This is a genomic window from Mycobacteriales bacterium (genome assembly GCA_035995165.1).
GTDB lineage: Bacteria > Actinomycetota > Actinomycetes > Mycobacteriales > CADCTP01 > CADCTP01.
Genome location: DASYKU010000104.1, coordinates 1 through 21,005, shown reverse-complemented (window position 1 = coordinate 21,005; position 21,005 = coordinate 1). Strand labels below are relative to the sequence as shown.

The following is a 21,005-nucleotide window of genomic DNA, read 5'->3' as shown; positions in this document are numbered from 1 at the left end:
TCCCGCCCCTACAACCCCCGGGGAATGTGAAACGGGAGTCAGGTGCGGGTCGGGATCGGGGGCGGCCTGCGGAGGGGTGCTCCCCGCCTTCGCCGTGGTGCTGACCGAAAGCCGCTCAACGAGCGTGCTGACGTTCTGCAGCGCGGCTACCGGAGCGGACTCCCCTCCGCAGGCCGCATACAAGAGCCCACACGTGCTCGCTCCGCTTCACCTTCCAGGGGTTGTAGGGGCGGGACGCCCATGCCGGGTCCAGGGCGGAGCCCTGACGGGGTCGAGAGGGGCGGAGCCCCCGGAAAGCCCGTCGCAGGCCCGCGCCGGGCCGACCGAACCCGGGGACGCCCCCGCCGCGGACGAGAGACAACAACGGGTCCCGGGAACGGCCCCGTCGCAGAACGGGACACGACACAAGCCGGGAACGCCTGTCGTACGAGACGACCGCGAAGCATCAGGAGCGCCCGTCGCAGACGGGGAGACGAGCGCGAAAGATCAGGAGACGAGACCGCGGCGGAAGCCGTGGGCGACCGCCTGGGCGCGATCGTTCACACCCAACTTGCGGAAGAGCCGGCGTGCGTGCGTCTTGACCGTGTCCTCGGAGAGGAACAGCTCCCGCCCGATCTCGCCGTTGCTCTTGCCCTCGGTCATGCCGACGAGCACCTGGAGCTCGCGCGCGGTCAACCGCACGTCGGTGTCCTGACGAGCCGGCCGCGGGCCGGCGAGCTCGACACCGGCCAGCGCATGCGCCAGCGCCGCGCAGACCTCCGCGTGGGACGCGTCCCACCGCAGGTACCCCCGCGCCCCGCACGCGACGGCGGCGACGATGTTGGCCGTGTCGTCGGCGGCGCCGAAGACGAGCACACACGCCCGCGGGTGCCGGGAGACGAGTCGACGGGTCAGCACGATCCCGGTGTCGACGGCGCGCTGTGTCCCGACCAGGACCACATCGGGCCGCTCTCGCGGGAACCGCTCCAGCATGTCGTCGCCGCTGGCGACGGTGTCGACACGGTCGACGCCGGGTACGACCGACATGAACTGCGCGAGACCGTCTCGGACACCCCGTCGCTCGTCACAGATGAGCACGCTGGTCACCGGAAATCCTCCTCAGCGCAGGCCGCGTCAGGTCGTGCATCACCCCCCGTGATGTGGAACGCCCCCGTGACTGTAGACCGTCCGGGTGACGTTGTGGAAAGCCCGGGCCGGGACAGTTGCGCTGTCCGGGACGGGAGACGAGCGCGCGGTCCGTCAGGCAGCCTAGCCGTAACTGCCCTCGGTGGCGGGTTTCTGAATGATGCTTTGCGCCGAACGACCCCGCTGCCGTTCGCGCTCGGCCGTATCCGGGGCGTGGACCTGCACGATCTCCGCCAGCACCGTACGGGCGGGGCTCACCAGCGGGATCAGGCCCAAGCGGTCCGCTCCGGCGGCGGCTTTCCGGAGTAATCGCGCGGCCGGTCGGGACCTGCCCGCGGCGTACAGGGCGACGCCGAGGACGAGCCGAGATTTCACGGCGTGTCGACACGCCGTGGCGCCGCGTGAAATTCCCTCGGCGCGTCGTCCGGCGGCGACGGCCGTGGGGAAGTCGCCGGCGAGCAGTGCGGCTTCTGCGGTCACCCAGCCAAGTCTGACCTTTTCTCGCCACGCAACGTCACGGGAGTTCACCCAGTAGGTGGCGACCGCCAGTCTCCCCCGAACGAGGTCCAGGTCGTGCCGGCCGATCGCGTCGGCGACCAGCCCGGTCAGCGCGTCGGCCCGGTCCGAGAAGCCGGTCGCGGTCGCCAGCGCCAGCTGATCCAGCGGCTCGGCCAGATCGTGCCGCCCCACCTGCCGCCGATGGGAGGCCAGGCAACTCGCCGCCGGGGAGCCCGCCGGCTCCCCTGCGGGCGCGAGCCACCCTTCGGCGGCGGCGTAGCGGCCGGTGGCGCCGAGACACACGCCGGCCAGCCAGCGGATCCGGTCCGGCACCGGCCCGTCCGGGTCCAGGGCGGCCAGGATCGGCAGGGCCTCGTCCGGGTGCCCGTGGAACGCCGCCCGCTCCAGCGCGTCCACTCAGCCGCCGACGGCCCGGGTGACCAGGGTGACCGCGTCGGCCAGGTCCGGCGCGTACGTGACCCGGGCCGGCAGCCGGCGGCCGCGCCAGCCCGCACCCCCGGCCAGCACCACCACCGGCGGCCGCAGCAGCGGCAACCCCTCCAGCACCCGGACGTCGGCGTGCCGGGCGAGCTGGGCCCAGATGAACAGCACCGCCGGTCCGGTACGCCGGACCGCGGCCGCCAGCGCCGGCGCCGGCAGCCCGCCGCCGAGCATCCGAACCCCGATCCGCTGCTCGGCCAGCGCGGCCGCGAGCGCGGACAGCGGCAGGCTGTGCTGCTCGTCCGGCGCGCAGGCCACCAGCACCGGGCGCCCGTTGCGGGGCTCGGGCGCGACGCTGACCGCCCGCAGGGCGGCCCCCGCGGTCTCGGCCAGCAGGTGCTCGACCTCGATGCCCTCGCCGGTGGCGGCCCAGCGCTCGCCGACGGCGACCAGCACCGGGGTCAGCAGCTCGGTCCAGGTCGGGATGACGCCGTGCTCGGCCAGCGCCCGCTCCAGCGCGGCCCGGACGGTCCCGGAGTCCAGCGCCATCGCCGCCCGCGCGAGCCCGCGCACCTCGGCGGTGCCGCCGGGCAGTGCCAGCACGCGCCCGCCGGGGCCGCCCGCGGGCCGGGTGTCGACCGGCGGGTCCAGGACGCCCAGGCGGCCGGAGGGACCCGGGGGCGGGCTGTCCTGGTCGTCCCGCGGCGCGGGCACGGTCTCGACCGCGAGCCGGGCCGCGTCCGCCGGCGGGACGCCGTCCAGGACGAGCCGCCGCATGGCCTCCAGCCGGGCGATGTCCGAGCGCGAGTAGCGCCGGTGTGCGCCGGCCGAGTGCAGGGTAGGCCCGAGCCCGTACCGCCGGTCCCAGGTCCGCAGCGTCGCGGGCGCGACCCCGAGCCTCCGGGCCACCGCCGCAACGGTGAGTCTGGCCTCGGGGGGGTCCGGAGCCAGGTCCGTACCGGGTTCGCCTGGCACCGGCCCATCATCGGCGGCACTGGCTCGGCTCGGCAACTCGTAGCTCCTGAGGGTTGAACAACTTATGGCGCGGTTGTACGGTCGATCGCGACGGGGACTTTCTACCCGCATCGAGGCGCGGAGGGACTGATATGGCCGATATCCGAAGACTGCCGGGTCCGAACGCGGACCTGTGGCAGTGGCAGCTCAAGGGCGCCTGCCGGGGGCAGGACAGCAACTTGTTCTTCCATCCGGAGGGGGAGCGGGGTCCGTCCCGGGCCGCCCGCGAGGAGGCGGCCAAGCAGGTCTGCGCGCGCTGCCCGGTGGTCGACCCGTGCCGGGCGCACGCCCTGGCGACCCGCGAGCCCTACGGCGTCTGGGGTGGCATGTCGGAGTCCGAGCGCGACGAGGTCGTCGCCGCCAAGACGGGCAGCCACATCACCCACTGACGGTCCACAGACGAAGGCGGCCCATCCCGTACGGGGGAGGGCCGCCTTCTTCTTGTATCGCCGGGCTCCGCCGGGAACGAGAACGGCGGCCGCCCCCCGATCGGGGACAGCCGCCGTACCGACGTGGATCAGTGCGAGTGGGACGGACCCCCGTGGGAGTGCCCGTGCCCACCGTCGTACTCGCCGGCCTGGACCGGCACGTCCGGCTTGTCCACGACCGCGCCCTCGGTGGTGAGGACCATCGTCGCGATCGAGACCGCGTTGATGAGCGCCGCCTTGGTCACCTTGACCGGGTCGACGATCCCGCGCTCGGCGAGGTCGCCGTAGTCACCCACGGCCGCGTCGAAGCCCTGGCCGATCGCCAGGTCCCGGACCTTCGAGACCACGATCGAACCCTCGAACCCGGCGTTGCGGGCGATCTGCCGCAGCGGCTCGTCGAGGGCCCGGCGCACGATCGCCGCGCCGGTCTTCTCGTCGCCGTCGAGCATCAGGTCGTCCAGCGCCGCCGCCGCGTGCACGAGGGCGGAGCCGCCGCCGGGCAGGATGCCCTCCTCGACCGCCGCACGGGTGGCCGAGATCGCGTCCTCGACGCGGTGCTTGCGCTCCTTGAGCTCGACCTCGGTGGCCGCGCCGACCTTGATCACCGCGACCCCGTTGCCGAGCTTCGCCAGCCGCTCCTGCAGCTTCTCCCGGTCCCAGTCCGAGTCGGTGTCCTCGATCTCCCGCTCGATCTGGCGGATCCGGTCGTTGATCGCGTTCGGGTTGCCGAACCCGTCGATCAGCGTGGTGCCGTCCTTGGTGATGGTGGCCCGGCGGACCCGGCCCAGCACCTCCAGGCCGACCTCATCGAGCTTGAGCCCGACCTCGGGGGCGACGACCTGACCACCGGTGATGATCGCCAGGTCCTGCAGGAACTCCTTGCGCCGGTCGCCGAAGAACGGCGCCTTCACCGCGACCGCCGGGAACGTCTTGCGGATCGCGTTGACCACCAACGTGGACAGCGCCTCGCCCTCGACGTCCTCGGCGATGATCAGCAGCGGCTTGGACTGCTCGATGACCTTCTCCAGCAACGGGAGCAGGTCGGACAGGCTGCTGATCTTCTGGGGAGTGATGAGCACGAAGCACTCGTCGAAGACGGCCTCCATGCTCTCCTGGTCGGTCACGAAGTACGGCGAGATGTAGCCCTTGTCGAACTGCATCCCCTCGGTGAACACCAGCTCGGTGGTCATCGAGTTGGACTCCTCGACCGTGATCACGCCCTTGCGGCCGATCCGGGTCACGGCCTTGCCGATCATCGCGCCGATGGTGGCGTCCTGACCGGAGACGGTCGCGACGTGCGAGATCGCCTCCTCGGTGTCCACGTCGGCGGCGATCGCGGTCAGGTACTTGCTGACCGCCTCGGTGGCGAGGTCCATGCCGCGCTTGAGCGACATCGGGTTGGCGCCGGCGGCCACGTTGCGCATGCCCTCGTGGACCAGCGCCTGCGCGAGCACGGTGGCCGTCGTGGTGCCGTCGCCGGCCACGTCGTTGGTCTTGGTGGCGACGTTCTTGGCCAGCTGGGCGCCCAGGTTCTCGTACGGGTCGCTCAGCTCGATCTCACGGGCGATCGTGACGCCGTCGTTGGTGATCGTCGGCGCCCCGAACTTCTTGTCCAGCACCACGTTGCGGCCGCGCGGGCCGAGCGTGATCTTCACCGTGTTGGCAAGACGGTTGACGCCGGCCTCGAGCGACTTACGGGTGGCATCGGCATGAGAAATGATCTTGGGCATCGTGCGTCCTCACTCCACCACCGCCCCGGGGCCGTCCTGCTGGCCCCGGGGCGGTTGGGTGTGTCTCAGGTCGGGCGTCAGCGCTCGACGACGGCGAGGACGTCGCGGGCGGAGAGGATCAGGTAGTCCTCGCCCGAGTACTTGATCTCGGTGCCGCCGTACTTCGAGTAGAGCACCACGTCGCCGACGGCGACGTCGAGCGGGATGCGCTTGTCACCCTTGTCGTCGAAGCGGCCGGGGCCGACCGCGATGACGGTGCCCTCCTGCGGCTTCTCCTTGGCGGTGTCCGGGATGACGAGGCCGGAAGCGGTGGTGGTCTCCGCCTCGTTGGCCTGGACCACGATCCGGTCCTCGAGCGGCTTGATGTTGACCTTGGTGGCGGTCGTCACGAGCTGACTCCCCCTCCTGAAGCTGGGGTTCGTATGTGGGTTCAGTGGACGGAGCGGCCCGCCGACCCGTCGTCGCGGGTGCCGGATCGGTACGGCGGCTCTCGGTTGGCACTCTAGACCGACGAGTGCCAAACGCTCAAGGCAGTCGCAGCACCTCGGCGAGCCACCGCGTCCGTACGGTCAGGGCGGCCAGGTCGAGACGATGGCCGGCCTTGGGGTGGACGGTCGTGGTGGCGGTCGGCGCGGCCTCCCGGAACCGGTCCCGGACCGCCTCCGGGACGTAGAAGTCGTCGTCGGCGAACTGCAGCAGCACCGGCCGGTCGGCGGCCACCCGGCCGACCGCGTCCACCGGCTCCAGGTCCGCGAACAGGGCCGCGTACGGGTCCGGGTCGGGCAGCGTCAGCCAGAACGCCTGGAACCAGGTCGACCAGCTCGCGTCCGGGGCCAGCGCGGCCAGGGCCCGGACGCGGGGGTCGCGGGCGGCCAGGACCGCGCCGTACATGGCCCCGTAGTCGTGGCCGACGACGGCGATCCGGTCGACGCCGGGCCCGGCCGCGAGCGTGTCCAGCGCGGCGCCCAGCCGGGTCAGCTCGGTCTCGATCGTGGCCCGGTCGCGGTCGTCGCCGACCGGGTCGCCGGACCACGGGAAGGCCTGCTGGGGCAGCAGCGAGCGGACACCGCGGCCGGCCAGCCGGACCGCCTCGGCGAGGAACTCGGTGCGGTCGGAGTTCACCTCGGGCGGGTCGAACCAGTGCAGGAACAGCACCGCCGCCCCGCTCGGCTCGCTCGGGCGCACCAGGTACGCCGATCCGTCGTCGCGTACCTCGCAGCCGGTCACGCCGGCATCCTGGCGCGTTCCGGGCCGGTTCGGGCCGGTTCGGGCCGGTTCAGCTCTCCTGCTGCCCGGCCTCGACCGGTTCGGTCGCGACCGGACCGGCGCCGACCGGCTCCACCGCGTCCGCCGCGGCGTCGGCGGCCTCGGTCGAGTCGGCCGCCTCGGTCGGGTCAGCGGGATCGGCGGCGGTGTCGGCGGTGTCGGCGGTGTCCGGGTCCGCCGGCGTCGGGAGGAGGCGGAGCCGGGCCGGGCCGACCCCGCGCGCGGCCGGCTCCTCGGCCGGCTCCTCGTCGGCCGGCAGCGGTGGCTCCGGCATCGGCTCGGGCGGGTCGCCGGCGGCGAGCTCGTCGTGCGGTGCCCGCAGCCGGGCCGCGCCGACCCCGCGGGCCGGCCCGGCCAGCAGCGCCTCCAGGTCGGCCGCCTCCAGCGGCGGCGCGAACAGGTAACCCTGGGCCCGGGTGCAGCCCAGCGCCCGCAGCAGCGCCCGCTGCGACTCCGTCTCCACCCCCTCGGCGATCGTCCGGAGCCCGAACGTGTCGGCCAGGCCCATGATCACCCGGACCAGCGCGGTCGACTCCGCGTTCGTGCCGAGGCCCTCCACGAAGGACTTGTCGATCTTCAGGATGCTGGCCGGCAGCCGGTGCAGGTACGCCAGCGAGGAGTAGCCGGTGCCGAAGTCGTCGATCGCGACCTGGACGCCGAGCGCACCGAGCGCACCCAGCCGGCTGATCGTCGCCTCGGCGTCCGCCACCAGCGCGGTCTCGGTCAGCTCCAGGGTGAGGCAGTGCGGCGGCAGCCCGGTCTCGGCCAGCGCGTCCGCGACCGCGCCGACCAGGTCCGTGGCCGCGAACCGGTCGGCGGTGACGTTGACGCTGATCGTCACCCCGGGCTTGAGCAGCTGCCAGCCGGCCGCGATCCGGCTGGCCTCGTCCATCACCCACCGGTCCAGCTCGCCCACCAGCCCGACCTCGGTGGCCAGCGGGATGAACGAGTCCGGCGCGAGCAGCCCGCGGCGCGGGTGCTGCCAGCGCACCAGCGCCTCGGCCCCGCGGACCTCGCGGGTGTCCAGGTCGACCACGGGCTGGAAGCGCAGGCGGAACTCGCCCCGGTCCAGCGCGTGCCGCAGGTCGGCCTCGAGCTCGGCCCGGGCGACCACCGCCCGGCGCATCGCCGGTTCGAACTGGCGGACGCAGGCCTTGCCGGCGGCCTTGGCCGCGTACATGGCCACGTCGGCGTCCCGCAGCACGTCCCCGGTGTCGCCGCCGACCTGCTCGACGACGCCGATGCTCACGGTGACCCGGACCGTACGGCCGGAGAATTCGACCGGGGCGCCGAGCGCGTCCAGCAGCCGGCGGGCGGTGCGCAGCCCGGCGCCGGGCGTGGGCGCCTCGACCAGCACCGCGAACTCGTCGCCGCCGAGCCGGGCGACCACGTCCTCCGGGCCGACGGTGGCGGCCAGCCGCTCGGCCAGCCGGACCAGCAGCCGGTCGCCGGCCTCGTGCCCGAGCGAGTCGTTGACGGCCTTGAACCCGTCCAGGTCGAGCAGCAGCAGCGACAGCCGGTCGCCGCCGCGGGCCGCGCGCTGGGCCCGGGCCACCTCGGCCGCCAGCAGCGCCCGGTTGCCCAGCCCGGTCAGCGGGTCCGAGTACGCCATCCGGGTCTCCTCGGCGGCGAACGCGGCGTTGTCCAGCGCGGTCAGCACCTGCCGGGCCAGCAGCAGCACGATCACGGCGACGCTGCCGAGCACCAGGCCCGGTCCGCGCAGGCCCGGGCCGGCGACCGCGGCCGCGATCAGCGCCACCACCACCGGCAGGTACGGCAGCAGCACCCGGACCCGGGTGCTCCGCTCGGCCGTGCTCGCCGCCGGCCGGGTCCCGGCCGGCCAGTCCGCCGGGCGCCGCAGCGCCGCCGCCGCGATCAGCCCGAACCCGGCGATCCAGCACAGGTCGAGCGCGCCGCCGGCGGTGTACTCGTCCCGGATGATCAGGCCGACCAGGGCGAGCCGGCCGATCGCGCGCACCGCCAGCCCGCCGCAGACCAGCAGCACCGGCACCAGCCAGCGGCCGCCGGCCTGGGCCGCGACCAGCACGACCACGGCCAGGGTGACGACCGCGGCCACCGAGTACGGCAGGCCGTAGTCCAGGACCATCCGGCCGCCGCCGGGCCGGGCCAGCGCCGGGCCGATGATCAGCGCCCAGCCGGCCACCCCGAGCGCGGTGCCGACCATCAGCACGTCCAGCAGCAGCCGCAACGCGCGGCGCCGGTCCAGCCGCCGGGCCGGCAGCAGCAGCAGGCCCGGCAGCGAGACCGCGACCGAGCCGATCAGCAGGCCCGAGGTGAGCCAGTCGTCCGGGGCCGGGACGCCGCTGCCGAGCTGGTGGGCCGTCCAGGACAGCTGGCCGAGGGCGTCGATCCCGCAGCCCGTGGCCAGCAGCAGCCAGCCCCGGCGGACCCGGCCGTGCGTCCGCCGGGCCGCGACCAGTCCGGCCGCCGCGGCCAGTCCGGCCGCCGCCACCGACGCGAGGTCGCCGACGGCGCGCGAGCCGGGCAGCCGCCCGACCAGCCAGACCGCGACCACCGCGAACGCCGCCCCGGCCAGCGCGGCCCCGGCCGCCATCGCGACCCGGGACACGACGGTCCGGGACAAGGGCGTCGTCGGCTCCATTGGTAGGTATTAGCCGACCGGAGGGTCCGTACACCAGCCGAGCCCGCCCATAGCCCCTTGGGCGACGGGTCCGGCCCGGTACGATCCGCGCCGTGACCAGCCCGCAGGTGACTGTGCCCGAACGTGTGCTGGTCGTGGTGGCGCACCCCGACGACGTCGACTTCGGCTCGGCCGGCACGATCGCCGGCTGGACCGCCGCCGGCGTCGAGGTCGCGTACTGCATCGTGACGTACGGGGACGCCGGCGGCTTCGACGAGACGCCGCGGGACCAGATGCCGGTCCTGCGCGAGGGCGAGCAGCGGGCCGCGGCCGCGGCGGTCGGGGTGACCGACGTGACGTTCCTCGGCTACCCGGACGGCCAGGTGTACGTCACCCACGAGCTGCGCCGGGACATCGCGCGGCAGATCCGCCGGATCCGCCCGCAGCTGGTGCTGACCTCCACCCCGACCCGCAACTTCCAGCGGATCGCCCCCTCGCACCCGGACCACCTGGCCGTCGGCGAGGCGACGCTGTGCGCGGTCTACCCGGACGCGCGCAACCCGTTCGCGCACCCGTCCCTGCTCGCGGACGAGGGTCTGCAGGCCTGGACGGTCCCCGAGGTCTGGCTGTCCGGCGGCGCCGTCGCCGACCGCTGGGTCGACATCACCGACGCCTTCGGCCGGAAGCTGGCGGCGCTGCGGGCGCACGCCAGCCAGACCGGGCACCTCGGTGAGGGGCTGGAGAAGATGCTGCGGGAGTGGAACGGGGCCAATGCGGCCGCGGCGGGCTTGCCGCTGGGCCGGCTGGCCGAGGCGTACCAGGTCGTCCTGACCGGCTGACGTCGGTGCTGGCCGAGCCCGGCCGGAAACTGCCGGAGAACTTCCTGGTGTGCCGGGGCCGGGGGCTCTTGACTGTGCTGCGTGTGTCGGCGTCCCGGTCGCCGGCTCGCGACGCGGGGTCGGCGGCTTCGGCTCGCCGGTCCAGGGGTCGGTCCCTGCTCTCGTCCAGCGGGGGCCGATCCGCACCCGCACCCGTCCTGCCGGCCGTGTCCCCGCCGGTCACTGGGCCCTCGGCCCTCGGCCGGGCCCTCGGCGCTCGGCCGGGGGTCAGCGGTCGGCGGGGTCCCGGGGCAGCTCGGCGGCGCCCTGCGGGGACTGCGGGCGCGGCCGGCGCGGCTCGCGCACCCCGGCGCCGCCGTCCTCACCGCGACCGTCGCCGGGCGGGCCGTACGGCGGGGCGGAGACCAGTCGGCGCAGCCGGCGCCGGATCCGCAGCTTCTGCAGCGGTCCGAGCTTCTGCCCGGTCAGCCGCATCTGTTCGTAGATCTGCCGCCGTCGCCGGAGCATGTCCTCGTTCATGACCCGACCGTACGCCCGGGTCCGTACCCGAAAAGGCGGGTTCGCAGCCGGTGGTCGGTTACAGCGGCCCGCGGCACAGGCGGAGGACCGCGCTGCCGAGGGGGACGCCGTCCTCGCCCAGGGTCTGCCGGTAGCCGTCGAGCACCAACCGCTCGCGACCGAGCTCGACCCGCACGCCGCCGGAGGCGATCCGGGCGGACTGGATGCGGGCCGACAACCGCGCGCGCTCGGCGACCAGCCGGGCGATACCGGCGTCGATCGCGTCGATCTGCGTACGCAGCAGCGGGATCAGGTCCGCTTCACCGGCGGCGGCGGGGGAGGTCAGCATGCTTGTCACTGTGGGGCTCCTGGAGTCAGCTGGTCCAGACTCGCCGCCCGGAAACACAAAACCCCGGGCGAGAAGCCCGGGGTTCCTGGTTGTCTGAGGTCAGACGACGCTGGATACCGAGGACCGGTACCCATAGAAAAATCGCTGCGTCGTGTGCACGGAGGAGACTCTAGCAGGGCATCCGACCCGTCGGAAGGGCTACAGGCGGTCCGCCGCCGGGCGCGGCGGTGTCCGGACTGGAGCGCCCGCCGACCCCGCGACCACGCCCACCGTCGAGGCGCGGAGGTGAAGACGCCGCCAGGAGCGCCCGGCGCGGAGCGCCAAAGCCAGCATTGTCGGCTCCCGGTCGTACGCTTGTTCGGATATGAGCAGCAGCCAGATGGAGATCCCGGCGGCCGGCACGGCCGCTCCGGAGCCTCGCCGTCCCCGCCCCGTCCGGCTCGCGGTCGACGCGGACAAGCTGCTCGATGAGCTGAACCCGAGCCAGCGGGCCGCCGTCGAGCACGCCGGCTCGCCGCTGCTCATCGTGGCCGGGGCCGGCTCGGGCAAGACCCGGGTGCTGACCTACCGGATCGCGCACCTGCTGGCCCACCGCGGTGCCCAGCCCGGCGAGATCCTCGCGATCACGTTCACCAACAAGGCCGCGGGCGAGATGAAGGAGCGGGTCTCGGCGCTGGTCGGGCCGCGGGCCCGGTCCATGTGGGTGTCCACGTTCCACTCGATGTGCGTCCGGATCCTGCGGGCCGAGGCCAAGACGCTCGGGCTGAAGTCGACGTTCTCGATCTACGACCAGGCCGACTCGCAGCGGCTGATGACGATGGTCTGCCGGGATCTCGACCTGGACCCGAAGCGCTACCCCGCCCGCAGCATGCTGGCCCAGATCAGCAACCTGAAGAACGAGCTGGTCGACCCGGACGAGTGGGCGGCCAAGGCCGGCAACGGGATCGAGAAGGTGCTGTCCGAGGCGTACACGGCGTACCAGACCCGGTTGCGGCAGGCCCACGCGCTGGACTTCGACGACCTGATCATGACCACGGTGACGCTGCTGCAGGCGTTCCCGGCCGCGGCCGAGCACTGGCGGCGGCGGTTCCGGCACGTGCTGGTCGACGAGTACCAGGACACCAACCACGCGCAGTACGTGCTGGTCCGCGAGTTGGTCGGCCCGTCCGGCGGTGAGCTGGCGCCGGCCGAGCTGGCCGTCGTCGGCGACGCCGACCAGTCGATCTACGCGTTCCGCGGTGCCAGCATCCGCAACATCCTGGAGTTCGAGCGGGACTACCCGGATGCGACCACGATCCTGCTGGAGCAGAACTACCGTTCCACCCAGACGATCCTGACCGCGGCCAACGCGGTGATCTCCCGCAACGCCAACCGCAAGCCCAAGAACCTCTGGTCCGACGCCGGCGCCGGCCACAAGATCGTCGGGTACGTCGCGGACAACGAGCACGACGAGGCCGCCTGGGTGGCCGGCGAGATCGACCGGCTCTCCGACACCGAGGACATCCAGCCCACCGACGTCGCGGTGTTCTACCGGACCAACGCGCAGTCGCGGGTGTTCGAGGAGGTGTTCATCCGGGTCGGCCTGCCGTACAAGGTGGTCGGCGGGGTGCGCTTCTACGAGCGCCGCGAGGTCCGCGACATGCTGGCCTACCTGCGGCTGATCGCGAACACCACCGACGTGGTCAGCCTGCGCCGGATCCTCAACACGCCGCGGCGGGGGATCGGCGACCGGGCCGAGGCCTGCGTCGGGGCGCTGGCGTCGCGGGAGCGGATCGCGTTCGCCGAGGCGCTGGAACGGGCCGCCGACGCGCCCGGCATCGCCGCCCGGTCGGTCGCCGCGATCAACGACTTCGTCACGCTGATGATCGAGCTGCGGGCGGTCGAGGCCGGCGAGGGCAACGGGCCGGCCGCGGTGCTGGAGGCGGTCATCGACAAGACCGGCTACCTGCGCGAGCTGGAGGCCAGCGACGACCCGCAGGACGAGTCCCGGGTGGACAACGTCCGCGAGCTGGTCTCGGTCGCCCGCGAGTACGAGCAGACCCGCGGCGGCGACAGCGGGGTCGCGGTCACCCTGGCCGACTTCCTGGAGCAGGTCGCGCTGGTCGCGGACGCCGACTCGATCCCGGACGCGGACGGGCACGGCGGCGTGGTCACGCTGATGACCCTGCACACCGCGAAGGGCCTGGAGTTCCCGGTGGTGTTCCTCACCGGCATGGAGGACGGCGTCTTCCCGCACCTGCGCACCCTGGGCGACCCGCAGGAGCTGGAGGAGGAGCGCCGGCTGGCGTACGTGGGGATCACCCGGGCCCGGCGGCGGCTGTTCGTCTCCCGGGCGGTGACCCGCTCGGCCTGGGGGCAGCCGTCGTACAACCCGGCGTCCCGGTTCCTGGACGAGGTGCCGGAGGAGCTCGTCGACTGGGAGCGGTCCGAGCCGCGCCGGCAGGCGCCCGCGCAGGCCCGGGTGGCCGCGACCGCGCTGGCCCGGGGGACGCTGCGGGGCGGCGCCGGCAACCGGCCGATCCCCGTGCTGAACCTCGGCGACAAGGTCAGCCACGACGCGTTCGGGCTCGGCACGGTCGTCGCGGTCCGCGGCGACTCGGAGAAGGCGCAGGCCCAGATCGACTTCGGCGCGGACATCGGCCCGAAGTGGCTCCTGCTCCGCTACGCGCCGTTGGAGAAGCTCTGATCACCGTCCGGCCGGCCAACGAGGCGAGCTGGGAGGACCTGGTCGCGATCTTCTCCGGCCGCGGTCCCGGCTCCCGGTGCTGGTGCCAGCGCGAGAAGCTGGCCCGCGGCGAGGCGTTCAAGCACCACCCGGCCGAGGTGCGGGCCGACCGGCTGCGGGAGCAGACCGACTGCGGCGGGCCGGGCCCGACCACGGGCCTCGTCGCGTACTCCGACGGCGAGCCGGTCGGGTGGTGCGCGGTCGAGCCGCGGGCCGCGTACGAGGGGATGGCCCGCAACAGCTCGAAGGCGGCCTGGGTCGGCCGGGACGAGGACCGGACGGATCCCGGGGTCTGGGCGGTGACCTGCTTCCTGGTCCGGGCCCCGCACCGGCGGGAGGGCGTCGCCACGGCGCTCGCGGCCGCGGCGGTGGACCACGCCCGCAAGCAGGGTGCCCGCGCGCTGGAGGCCTACCCGATGACCACGACGAAGACCGCGCTGCTGGAGGAGCTGCACGTCGGCACGCTCGGCCTGTTCACCGCCGCCGGTTTCACCGAGGTCGTCCGGCCGAGCCTGCGCCGGGCCGTGGTCCGCATCGACTTCTAGGCCGCGACCAGCCCGCCGACGCTACGTCCAGGGCGTCGTGACGAGCAGGGCGAAGAGGTCGACGCCGTACCAGAGGTTGCCCAGGCGCAGGTTCTCGTCGGCGGCGTGCTGGTTGTTGTCCGGGTTGGCGATCGGGAGGATCACCGCCGGCGTACCGAGCGCCTGCTCGAAGTGGTGCAGCGGCACCGAGCCGCCGAGCGTCGGCAGGGTGATCGCGGGCTCGCCGGCGGCCCGGGTCGCCAGCTCGATCAGGTGCGCGACCACCGGCAGGTCGGCGCGGGCCCGGGCGGCCGGGTAGCCGACCCGGCCCTCGATCCGGGCGATGGCGGGATTCGCCCGGCGCTCCGCGGGAGTCGGCTCCCGGTCCAGGACCAGGTAGCCGTGGCCGCGGACGTGCTCCCGGACCCGGTCCAGCATCCGGGCCGGGTCGTCGCCGGCCGCCAGCCGGATGTCGATCGACGCGGTCGCAGACGCCGGGATCACGTTGCGGGCCGCCGGTCCGACATCGGCGGAGCGCAGCCCGCGGATGTTCAGCGAGGGCAGCATCAGCCGGTCCAGCAGCCGGCTGCCCGGCACCTCGGCCGCGGCGAGGCCGAGCCGGTCCAGCAGGCCGGCCTCGATCGGCGGCGTCGCGTCCAGGGCGGACTGCTCGGCCGCCGAGGGCGGCCGGGTGTCGGCGGTGAAGCCGTCGATCGTGACCCGGCCGTCGGCGTCCTTCATCGAGGCCAGCAGCCCGGCCAGTGCCAGCGCCGGGTTCGGGGCCCAGTTGCCGTAGTGCCCGCTGTGCACCTCCGTGGCCGGGCCGTAGACGGTCAGCTCCAGGTCGGACAGGCCGCGGACGCCGAGCACGACCTGCGGCGCGTTGCCGGGCCGGACGGGTCCGTCGCAGATCAGCCAGGCCTCGGCGGCGAGCCGGTCCGAGTACGCGGTCATCAGCTCGCCGAGGTGGGTCGAGCCGGACTCCTCCTCGCCCTCCAGGCAGAGCACGAGCTCGACCTCGCGGTCGGCGCCGGCGATCGCGTCCAGCGCGGCCAGCAGGGCGGCGATCGGGGCCTTGTCGTCGGCCGTGGCGCGGGCCTGCAGGCGCCACTCGCCGCCGTCGCCGTCGCCGATTGCGGCCGCGATCGCCGCGGTGCCGGGGGAGGCGGATGTGAGCGGCAACCGGGTGCCGTCCGGGCCGATCAGGGTCGGCTCGAACGGCGGTGTCGACCAGTCCGACGGCGTGACGGGCTGACCGTCGTAGTGCGCGTACAGGCCGAGGCGTGGGGCGCCCGGGCGGGCCGGGACGCGGCCGACGATCAGCGGCGCGACCCCGTCCGGGCCGAGCGCCTCCGCCTCGACGCCGCGGGCGCGCAGGCGGGCCACGATCTCGGCCGCGTTGCGCCGCAGGGCCGGCACGTCCCCGGTCACGTTCTCCAGCGCGACCAGCGCGGCGAAGTCGGCCAGCACCTCGGCGGCATGCTCCCGCCGCCACCCCCGAACCGCATCGAGGACGCTCCCGCGGGCGGTCGGGCTCGTGCCGGCCGTCGGGCTCGTGCCGGCCGTCGGGCTCACGCCGGCTTCCATGCTCGTGCCGGCGGCCGGGCCCGGACCGGGTGGCGGGTTCATGAGAGGCCTGAGGTTGCGCCGGCCAGCCACGCGAACGCGTCCGGCCAGGCCGCGGACACGTCGTGGCCGGCCCCGGGCAGCACGGTCAGCTCCGCCCGCGGCATCCGGCCGGCCATCCAGCCCACCGCCGCCACCGGGATGTTGTCGTCCTGCGCCCCGTGCCAGATCCAGGTCGGCCGGTTCAGCCGCGGCAGCAGGCCGGCCCAGTCGGAGTCGTTGATCGAGTGGTCCTCGACGTACGCGTCGGGGCCCTGGCCGAACGCCTCCCGCAGCGAGGCCAGCGCCCGCTCCGAGACCCCGTGCCCGGTCATCCGGGTGAACTCGGCCGGGTCGTCGCGCAGCAGCCGGGCGAACAGCTCGCCCCGCTCCCGCAGCGCGTCCCGGTCGCGCGGGACGACGTTCCCGTGCACCGGCGCGTCCACCGGGATGCCCGGGCACAGCAGCGCGACCGCGCTGACCCGCTCGGCCAGCGCGACCCCGGTCGCGATCGCGTACGGACCCCCGCCGGAGCCGCCGATCACCGCGACCCGGTCGAGCCCGAGCGCGTCCAGCAGCGCGGCGGCGTCGGCAGGCCAGTCGGTCAGCGTCCGGCCGGGCAACGGATCGGAGCGGCCGAAGCCCGGCCGGTCCGGGGTGAGCAGCCGCAGTCGCTCGCCGACCGCGGCCGCGATCATCTCCGCCGGCTGCAGCCGGGTGTCCGGCGTCCCGTGGCAGGCCAGCACGGCCGGCCCGGTCCCGTGGTCGGAGTAGGCCAGCCGGCGCCCGTCCGGCAGCCGGATCTCGTGGGTGTCACCCATTGCCCGAGCCTAGGACCTCCTTGATCTCGGACTTGAGGACCTTGCCGACCCTGGAGCGGGGGAGGTCGTCCCAGACCTCGACCTGCTTGGGCGTCTTCACGCTGCCGAGGCGGTCCTTGACGAAGTGCATCAGCTCGGCCCGGTCGAGCTCCTGGCCGGCCCGCAGCTGGACCACCGCGGTGACACGCTCACCCCACTTGTCGTCCGGCAGCCCGATCACCGCGCAGTCGGCGACGGCCGGGTGCTGCATGACCGCCTGCTCGACCTCGGTCGAGTAGACGTTGAAGCCGCCGGTGATGACCATGTCCTTGGCCCGGTCGACGATGAACAGCACGTTGTCCGCGTCGAGGTAGCCGATGTCGCCGGTGTGGTGCCAGCCGAAGCGGGACGCCTCCGCGGTCGCCTCCGGGTTCCGGTGGTAGCCGCGCATCACCAGCGAGCTGCGCACCACGATCTCCCCGCGCGAACCGGCCGGCAGCAGCGTGCCGTCCTCGGCCATCACCGCGACCGTCACCAGCGGGGCCGGCCGCCCGGCCGAGGACAGCAGCTCGCGGGCGATCGTGCCGTCGGCGCGGTAGTGGTCCCGGGGCGACAGGGTCGAGATCATCATCGGCGCCTCGGTCTGCCCGAACAGCTGCGCCATCACCGGCCCGATCCGGACCAGCGCCTCCTCCAGCCGGGTCGCCGACATGGGGGCCGCGCCGTACCAGAAGCAGCGCAGCGAGCCCAGGTCCGTACGGGACAGCGCGGGGTGGTCGAGCACCATGTAGACCAGGGTCGGCGGCAGGAACGTGTGGGTCACCCGGTGCCGCTCGACCAGCTCCAGGAACACGCCGACGTCGGGCGAGCGCATCACCACGATCTCGCCGCCCAGCGCGAGCACGGGGAAGCAGAGCACGCCCGCCGCGTGGGTCAGCGGCGCCAGCGCCAGATAGACCGGCCGCCGCTCGAACGGGTAGCTCATCAGTGTGATCGCGGTCATCGTCTCGAGGTTGGTGCCGGTGAGCAGCACGCCCTTGGGCCGCCCGGTGGTGCCGCCGGTCCCGACGATCATCGCGAGGTCGTCGACGGGGTCACGGTCGACGTCCTCCCGGTCCGGGCCGAGGAACTCGGCCCAGGACAGCGCCCCGTCGACGGAGTCGTCGAGGCAGACGAGCGTGTGCAGCTTCGGCAGCTGGTCCCGGATCCGCGCCACCAGCGGGGCGAAGTGGGCCTGGAAGATCAGGGTGCCGCACTCGAAGAGCTCCAGCAGCTCCCGGTTCTCGGCCGCCTCGGAGCGCGGGTTGACCGGGCACCAGACCGCGCCGGCCCGGCTGATGCCGAATACGCAGCTGAACGCGACCGGGTCGTTGGCGGACAGGATCGCCACCGTGTCGCCGGGCGCGACGCCGTGCCGGGCCAGCGCGCCGGCGATCCGGACGCTCAGCTCCCGCACCTCGCCGTACGTGCTGGACCGGCCGTCGGTGGTCAGGCAGGGCGCGTCCGGCCCGAGTGACGCGCCCTTGTCCAGGTAGTCGACCAGGCGCACGCTCAGCGCTCCACCGTGATGACCGGCTCCATCACCAGGCCGAAGCTGCGCAGCGCGCCGAGCAGCTCCCGGTGCCCGAAGGCCTGGCAGGCCGAGGCGAACCCGGCCCGCTTCGGCGCCTGCTGCAGCAGCGAGTACGCCCCGTACGCCTGCAGCAGTCCGGTCTGCTTGTAGTTCTGGTTGCCGTGGATGACGCAGTGGGCCCGGCCGAGCGGACCCGAGGCGTACACGGAGTCGAGCGAGGTGTTGATCCGCGGGTTCTCCCGCGGCGGCATCGCGGCCTGCACCGAGCCGGCGATCTCGGCCAGCGCGGCCTCCTGCTGCTCCGGCGGCAGCGGCTTGATCTGCTCCTCGAACATCTTGGTCGTGGCGATCACGTTCTCCATGACCGCGCGCTCGAAGACGCCGCCGCAGGCCTTGACGTTCGCCACCCGCGGGTCGTCCTTGAACCAGACCGGGTGCGCGGTGCCGCCCCAGGGCAGCGCCAGCCCGAGCTCGTGCTGGCCCGGGATCGCGACGGTGAAGACCTTGTCCATCGGCCACTGCTGGTACTGGTTCTGCTCCAGGTAGTACCAGTCGGCCTTGAGGATCGTGAAGATCGTCTGGGTCGACGCGTACGTCGGGAAGCCCTTCCAGAGCACCAGGATGTCCAGCGTGTCCAGGCCGGGGTGCTCCAGGCAGAGGTTCGCCGCGATCTCGCCGGTGGTGTACATCTGCGCGACGCCCGGGGAGACCAGCAGCCCGGCGTCCGCGAACCGACGGTGCCAGCGGTCCTTGACCTCGATCACCCAGTCCTGCTCGCCGGTGGTGTCGAGGTAGTGGGTGCCGGCGTTGGCGCAGGCCTCGATGACCGTGTGCCCGAACTTGATGAACGGCCCGACCGTGTTGCAGACCACCGAGGCGCCGGTGAACAGCTCGGTCAGCGCCTCGACGGTGTGCTCGACCTGCACGACGTCGTGCAGCACGTCCTCGATGCCCGGGATCTTGTCGACCACGGCCTGGACCCGGTCCTTGTCCCGGCCGGCGGCGACGAACGGGACGTTGAACTCGCGCAGGTACTCGCAGATCAGCCGGCCGGTGTAGCCGGAGACGCCGTAGACGACGACAGGCTTCTCGGTGCTCATCACATCCCCATCCCGCCGTCGACCGGCAGTCCGGCCCCGTTGACGAACCGGGACGCGTCGGAGGCCAGGAAGACCACCGCGTCGGCCATGTCGGCCACTTCGCCGAGCCGACCGGAGGGCGTCAGCCCGATGACCGCGCCCACCGCCTCCTCGGGCGAGCCGAACAGTCCGATGCGGGCGACGTCGTTGGCCAGCCCGGCCCCCATCGCGGTCGGTACCAGGCCGGGGTAGATGCAGTTGACGCGGACGCCGTAGCCGAGCGCGCCGGACTCGGCCGCCGCGACCCGGGTCAGCCGGTCCACGCCGGACTTGGTCGCGGAGTAGACCCCGATGCCGGGGAACGCGATCGTCGCGGCGACCGAGGCGACGTTGATCACGCAGCCGCCGGCGCCGGCCGCGCCGCCCGGGCGCATCGTGCGGAACGCGTGCTTGATGCCCAGCGTGGTGCCGAGCAGGTTGACCTCGAGCTGCTTGCGGATCTGGGCCGCCTCGACGTCGACGAGCAGGCTGGTGATCTCGACCCCGGCGTTGTTGACCACGATGTCCAGGCCGCCGAGCTGCGCCACCGCGCTCGCGACCGCGGCGGCCCAGCTCTCGTCGTCGCTGACGTCGAGGTGCACGAAGCCGTGGCTCTCCCCGAGCGACTCGGCCACCTTCGCCCCGAGGTCGTCCTGCAGGTCGGCGACCACGACCGACGCGCCGGCCGCGGCGAGCGCCTGCGCCATGCCCTCGCCCAGCCCCTGGGCCGCTCCCGTCACCAGTGCCCGGCGTCCGGTCAGATCGAGGCCAGCCATGGATGCTCCCTTGCGTCCGCGGGTCGAGGCCGCCACCCCCGTGGTGTGGCGGCGACCACAACCTACGACCGCGACCTTGACGACTGTCAAGAGGTCGCTGGACGACTGTCAAGAAAATGTAGGAAAGCCCTAGACTGGGAGGCGTGGCAGCTCGTCAAGCGCCCGCGGACAAGTACGACGCCCGGCGCAACCAGCTCGCCGAGTCCGCGTTGCGCACCCTCGGCGAGCTCGGCTACGCCCACACCAGCCTGCGCGAGATCGCCAGCAACTCCGAGTTCAGTCACGGCGTCGTGCACTACTACTTCGACGACAAGCTCGAGCTGATCATCTACTGCGTGCGCTACTACAAGGCCCGCTGCGTGACCCGGTACGACGCGGTCATCGCCGAGTCCACCACCCCGGCCGGGCTGGTCGAGGCGTTCGCGGCCAAGCTCGCGGAGACCATCCGGGACGAGGCCCCGATGCACCGGCTCTGGTACGACCTGCGCACCCAGAGCATGTTCGAGCTCAACCTCCGCGACGCGGTCACGATGATCGACAAGACGCTGGAGGAGATGATCTGGCGGGTGGTGACCCGCTACGCCGAGCTGTCCGGACGGGCGCCGGCCCGCTCCCCGCAGGCCTCGTACGGGTTGCTGGACGGGATCTTCCAGCAGGCCCTGTTCGGCCACATCACCGGCCGGGCCGGGTCGCTGGAGGACCTGGAGACCCAGGTCCGCGACCTCATGCCCTTCCTCCTGGAGTCCGTCGCCGCGTAGCAGGGGTCGCCGGCGGTCGCGGCCGGCGAGAGGCCCGGTCGCGAGTCCGTTCCTCCGAAGTCCTGCGGTGCGTCCTCAGGATGACGAACGGGACGGGACCGGATCGACGGCGGTGGCGATCCGGCGGACGGCCTCGCGGAGCCGGTCCGGCGGGTGGGCGGCGTAGCCGAGGACCAGGCCCGGTGGTCCGGGCGTGACCCGGTGGAAGGACAGCGGCTGCACGCCGACGCCCGCGGCGCGGATCCGCGCGGCCGCCGCGGTGTCGTCGGTCCCCTCCGGCAGCAGCACGACCAGGTGCAGCCCGGCCGCGACGCCGGCCACCCGGGCGGCCGGCAG

The 21,005-nt window shown here is 73.6% G+C and carries 20 protein-coding genes; 5 read left to right on the top strand and 15 right to left on the bottom strand.

What is annotated here, in order from left to right:
• Window positions 1–486 precede the first annotated feature (486 nt).
• From VGP36_17690 to VGP36_17680, 3 genes are all read right to left on the bottom strand, one after another.
• Complete coding sequence (locus VGP36_17690; GenBank protein HEV7656549.1) at window positions 487–1,086, bottom strand: response regulator transcription factor; 600 nt, start codon at window positions 1,084–1,086, stop codon at window positions 487–489.
• Window positions 1,087–1,248: 162 nt separating this feature from the next.
• Window positions 1,249–2,040: a hypothetical protein gene (locus tag VGP36_17685; protein HEV7656548.1), complete on the bottom strand. Its 792-nt coding sequence runs from the start codon at window positions 2,038–2,040 to the stop codon at window positions 1,249–1,251.
• The gene (locus tag VGP36_17680) at window positions 2,041–2,973 is read right to left on the bottom strand and encodes a MerR family transcriptional regulator (protein ID HEV7656547.1); all 933 of its coding nucleotides are present in this window, start codon (window positions 2,971–2,973) and stop codon (window positions 2,041–2,043) included.
• Window positions 2,974–3,170: 197 nt separating this feature from the next.
• Here VGP36_17680 and VGP36_17675 point away from each other — a divergent pair, with 197 nt between their 5' ends.
• Entirely contained in the window at window positions 3,171–3,467 is a 297-nt protein-coding gene (locus VGP36_17675; GenBank protein HEV7656546.1) for a WhiB family transcriptional regulator, read from the top strand.
• Between the two features lie 128 nt (window positions 3,468–3,595).
• Here the strand turns inward: VGP36_17675 and groL are convergent, their stop codons facing one another.
• From groL to VGP36_17655, 4 genes are all read right to left on the bottom strand, one after another.
• Window positions 3,596–5,236, bottom strand: coding sequence for a chaperonin GroEL (gene groL, locus VGP36_17670; protein HEV7656545.1), 1,641 nt, complete (start codon window positions 5,234–5,236; stop codon window positions 3,596–3,598).
• 77 nt (window positions 5,237–5,313) lie between these two features.
• A complete protein-coding gene (gene groES, locus VGP36_17665; GenBank protein ID HEV7656544.1) occupies window positions 5,314–5,625 on the bottom strand; it encodes a co-chaperone GroES in 312 nt (103 codons plus the stop codon).
• Window positions 5,626–5,761: 136 nt separating this feature from the next.
• Window positions 5,762–6,463 (bottom strand): hypothetical protein, encoded by a 702-nt coding sequence (locus VGP36_17660; protein HEV7656543.1) that lies wholly within the window; start codon window positions 6,461–6,463, stop codon window positions 5,762–5,764.
• Window positions 6,464–6,512: 49 nt separating this feature from the next.
• A complete protein-coding gene (locus VGP36_17655) occupies window positions 6,513–9,125 on the bottom strand; it encodes a bifunctional diguanylate cyclase/phosphodiesterase (protein HEV7656542.1) in 2,613 nt (870 codons plus the stop codon).
• Between the two features lie 92 nt (window positions 9,126–9,217).
• Between VGP36_17655 and VGP36_17650 the strand changes: the two genes are divergently transcribed.
• Window positions 9,218–9,943, top strand: a complete 726-nt coding sequence (locus VGP36_17650) for a PIG-L deacetylase family protein (protein HEV7656541.1) — start codon at window positions 9,218–9,220, stop codon at window positions 9,941–9,943.
• Between the two features lie 267 nt (window positions 9,944–10,210).
• Here the strand turns inward: VGP36_17650 and VGP36_17645 are convergent, their stop codons facing one another.
• Window positions 10,211–10,462, bottom strand: coding sequence for a hypothetical protein (locus tag VGP36_17645; GenBank protein ID HEV7656540.1), 252 nt, complete (start codon window positions 10,460–10,462; stop codon window positions 10,211–10,213).
• Window positions 10,463–10,520: 58 nt separating this feature from the next.
• Window positions 10,521–10,799 carry a chorismate mutase gene (locus VGP36_17640; protein HEV7656539.1) on the bottom strand — a complete coding sequence of 93 codons (279 nt, stop codon included), beginning with the start codon at window positions 10,797–10,799 and terminating at the stop codon, window positions 10,521–10,523.
• Window positions 10,800–11,154: 355 nt separating this feature from the next.
• Here VGP36_17640 and pcrA point away from each other — a divergent pair, with 355 nt between their 5' ends.
• The gene (gene pcrA, locus VGP36_17635; protein ID HEV7656538.1) at window positions 11,155–13,476 is read left to right on the top strand and encodes a DNA helicase PcrA; all 2,322 of its coding nucleotides are present in this window, start codon (window positions 11,155–11,157) and stop codon (window positions 13,474–13,476) included.
• Window positions 13,437–14,060, top strand: coding sequence for a GNAT family N-acetyltransferase (locus VGP36_17630; GenBank protein ID HEV7656537.1), 624 nt, complete (start codon window positions 13,437–13,439; stop codon window positions 14,058–14,060). Before pcrA ends, VGP36_17630 begins: the two co-directional genes overlap by 40 nt.
• Window positions 14,061–14,081: 21 nt before the next feature.
• On the opposite strand, the gene VGP36_17625 is transcribed toward VGP36_17630, so the two are convergent.
• Genes VGP36_17625 through VGP36_17605 form a run of 5 tightly spaced genes read right to left on the bottom strand, consistent with a single transcriptional unit; the run spans window position 14,082 to window position 19,911 of the window.
• Window positions 14,082–15,614 carry a M20/M25/M40 family metallo-hydrolase gene (locus VGP36_17625; protein HEV7656536.1) on the bottom strand — a complete coding sequence of 511 codons (1,533 nt, stop codon included), beginning with the start codon at window positions 15,612–15,614 and terminating at the stop codon, window positions 14,082–14,084.
• A gap of 50 nt (window positions 15,615–15,664) precedes the next feature.
• A complete protein-coding gene (locus VGP36_17620; GenBank protein HEV7656535.1) occupies window positions 15,665–16,465 on the bottom strand; it encodes an alpha/beta hydrolase in 801 nt (266 codons plus the stop codon).
• On the bottom strand, window positions 16,458–17,993 hold the full coding sequence (locus tag VGP36_17615) for a long-chain fatty acid--CoA ligase (GenBank protein HEV7656534.1): 1,536 nt from the start codon (window positions 17,991–17,993) through the stop codon (window positions 16,458–16,460). The genes VGP36_17620 and VGP36_17615 overlap by 8 nt, the downstream gene beginning before the upstream one ends.
• Before the next feature lie 2 nt (window positions 17,994–17,995).
• Window positions 17,996–19,117, bottom strand: coding sequence for a DUF5938 domain-containing protein (locus VGP36_17610; protein HEV7656533.1), 1,122 nt, complete (start codon window positions 19,115–19,117; stop codon window positions 17,996–17,998).
• On the bottom strand, window positions 19,117–19,911 hold the full coding sequence (locus tag VGP36_17605) for an SDR family oxidoreductase (GenBank protein ID HEV7656532.1): 795 nt from the start codon (window positions 19,909–19,911) through the stop codon (window positions 19,117–19,119). The genes VGP36_17610 and VGP36_17605 overlap by 1 nt, the downstream gene beginning before the upstream one ends.
• Before the next feature lie 143 nt (window positions 19,912–20,054).
• Between VGP36_17605 and VGP36_17600 the strand changes: the two genes are divergently transcribed.
• Window positions 20,055–20,669 carry a TetR/AcrR family transcriptional regulator gene (locus tag VGP36_17600; protein HEV7656531.1) on the top strand — a complete coding sequence of 205 codons (615 nt, stop codon included), beginning with the start codon at window positions 20,055–20,057 and terminating at the stop codon, window positions 20,667–20,669.
• 75 nt (window positions 20,670–20,744) lie between these two features.
• Here the strand turns inward: VGP36_17600 and VGP36_17595 are convergent.
• Window positions 20,745–21,005, bottom strand: a 261-nt coding sequence (locus VGP36_17595; protein HEV7656530.1) for a hypothetical protein, incomplete at its 5' end; no start/stop codon positions are given.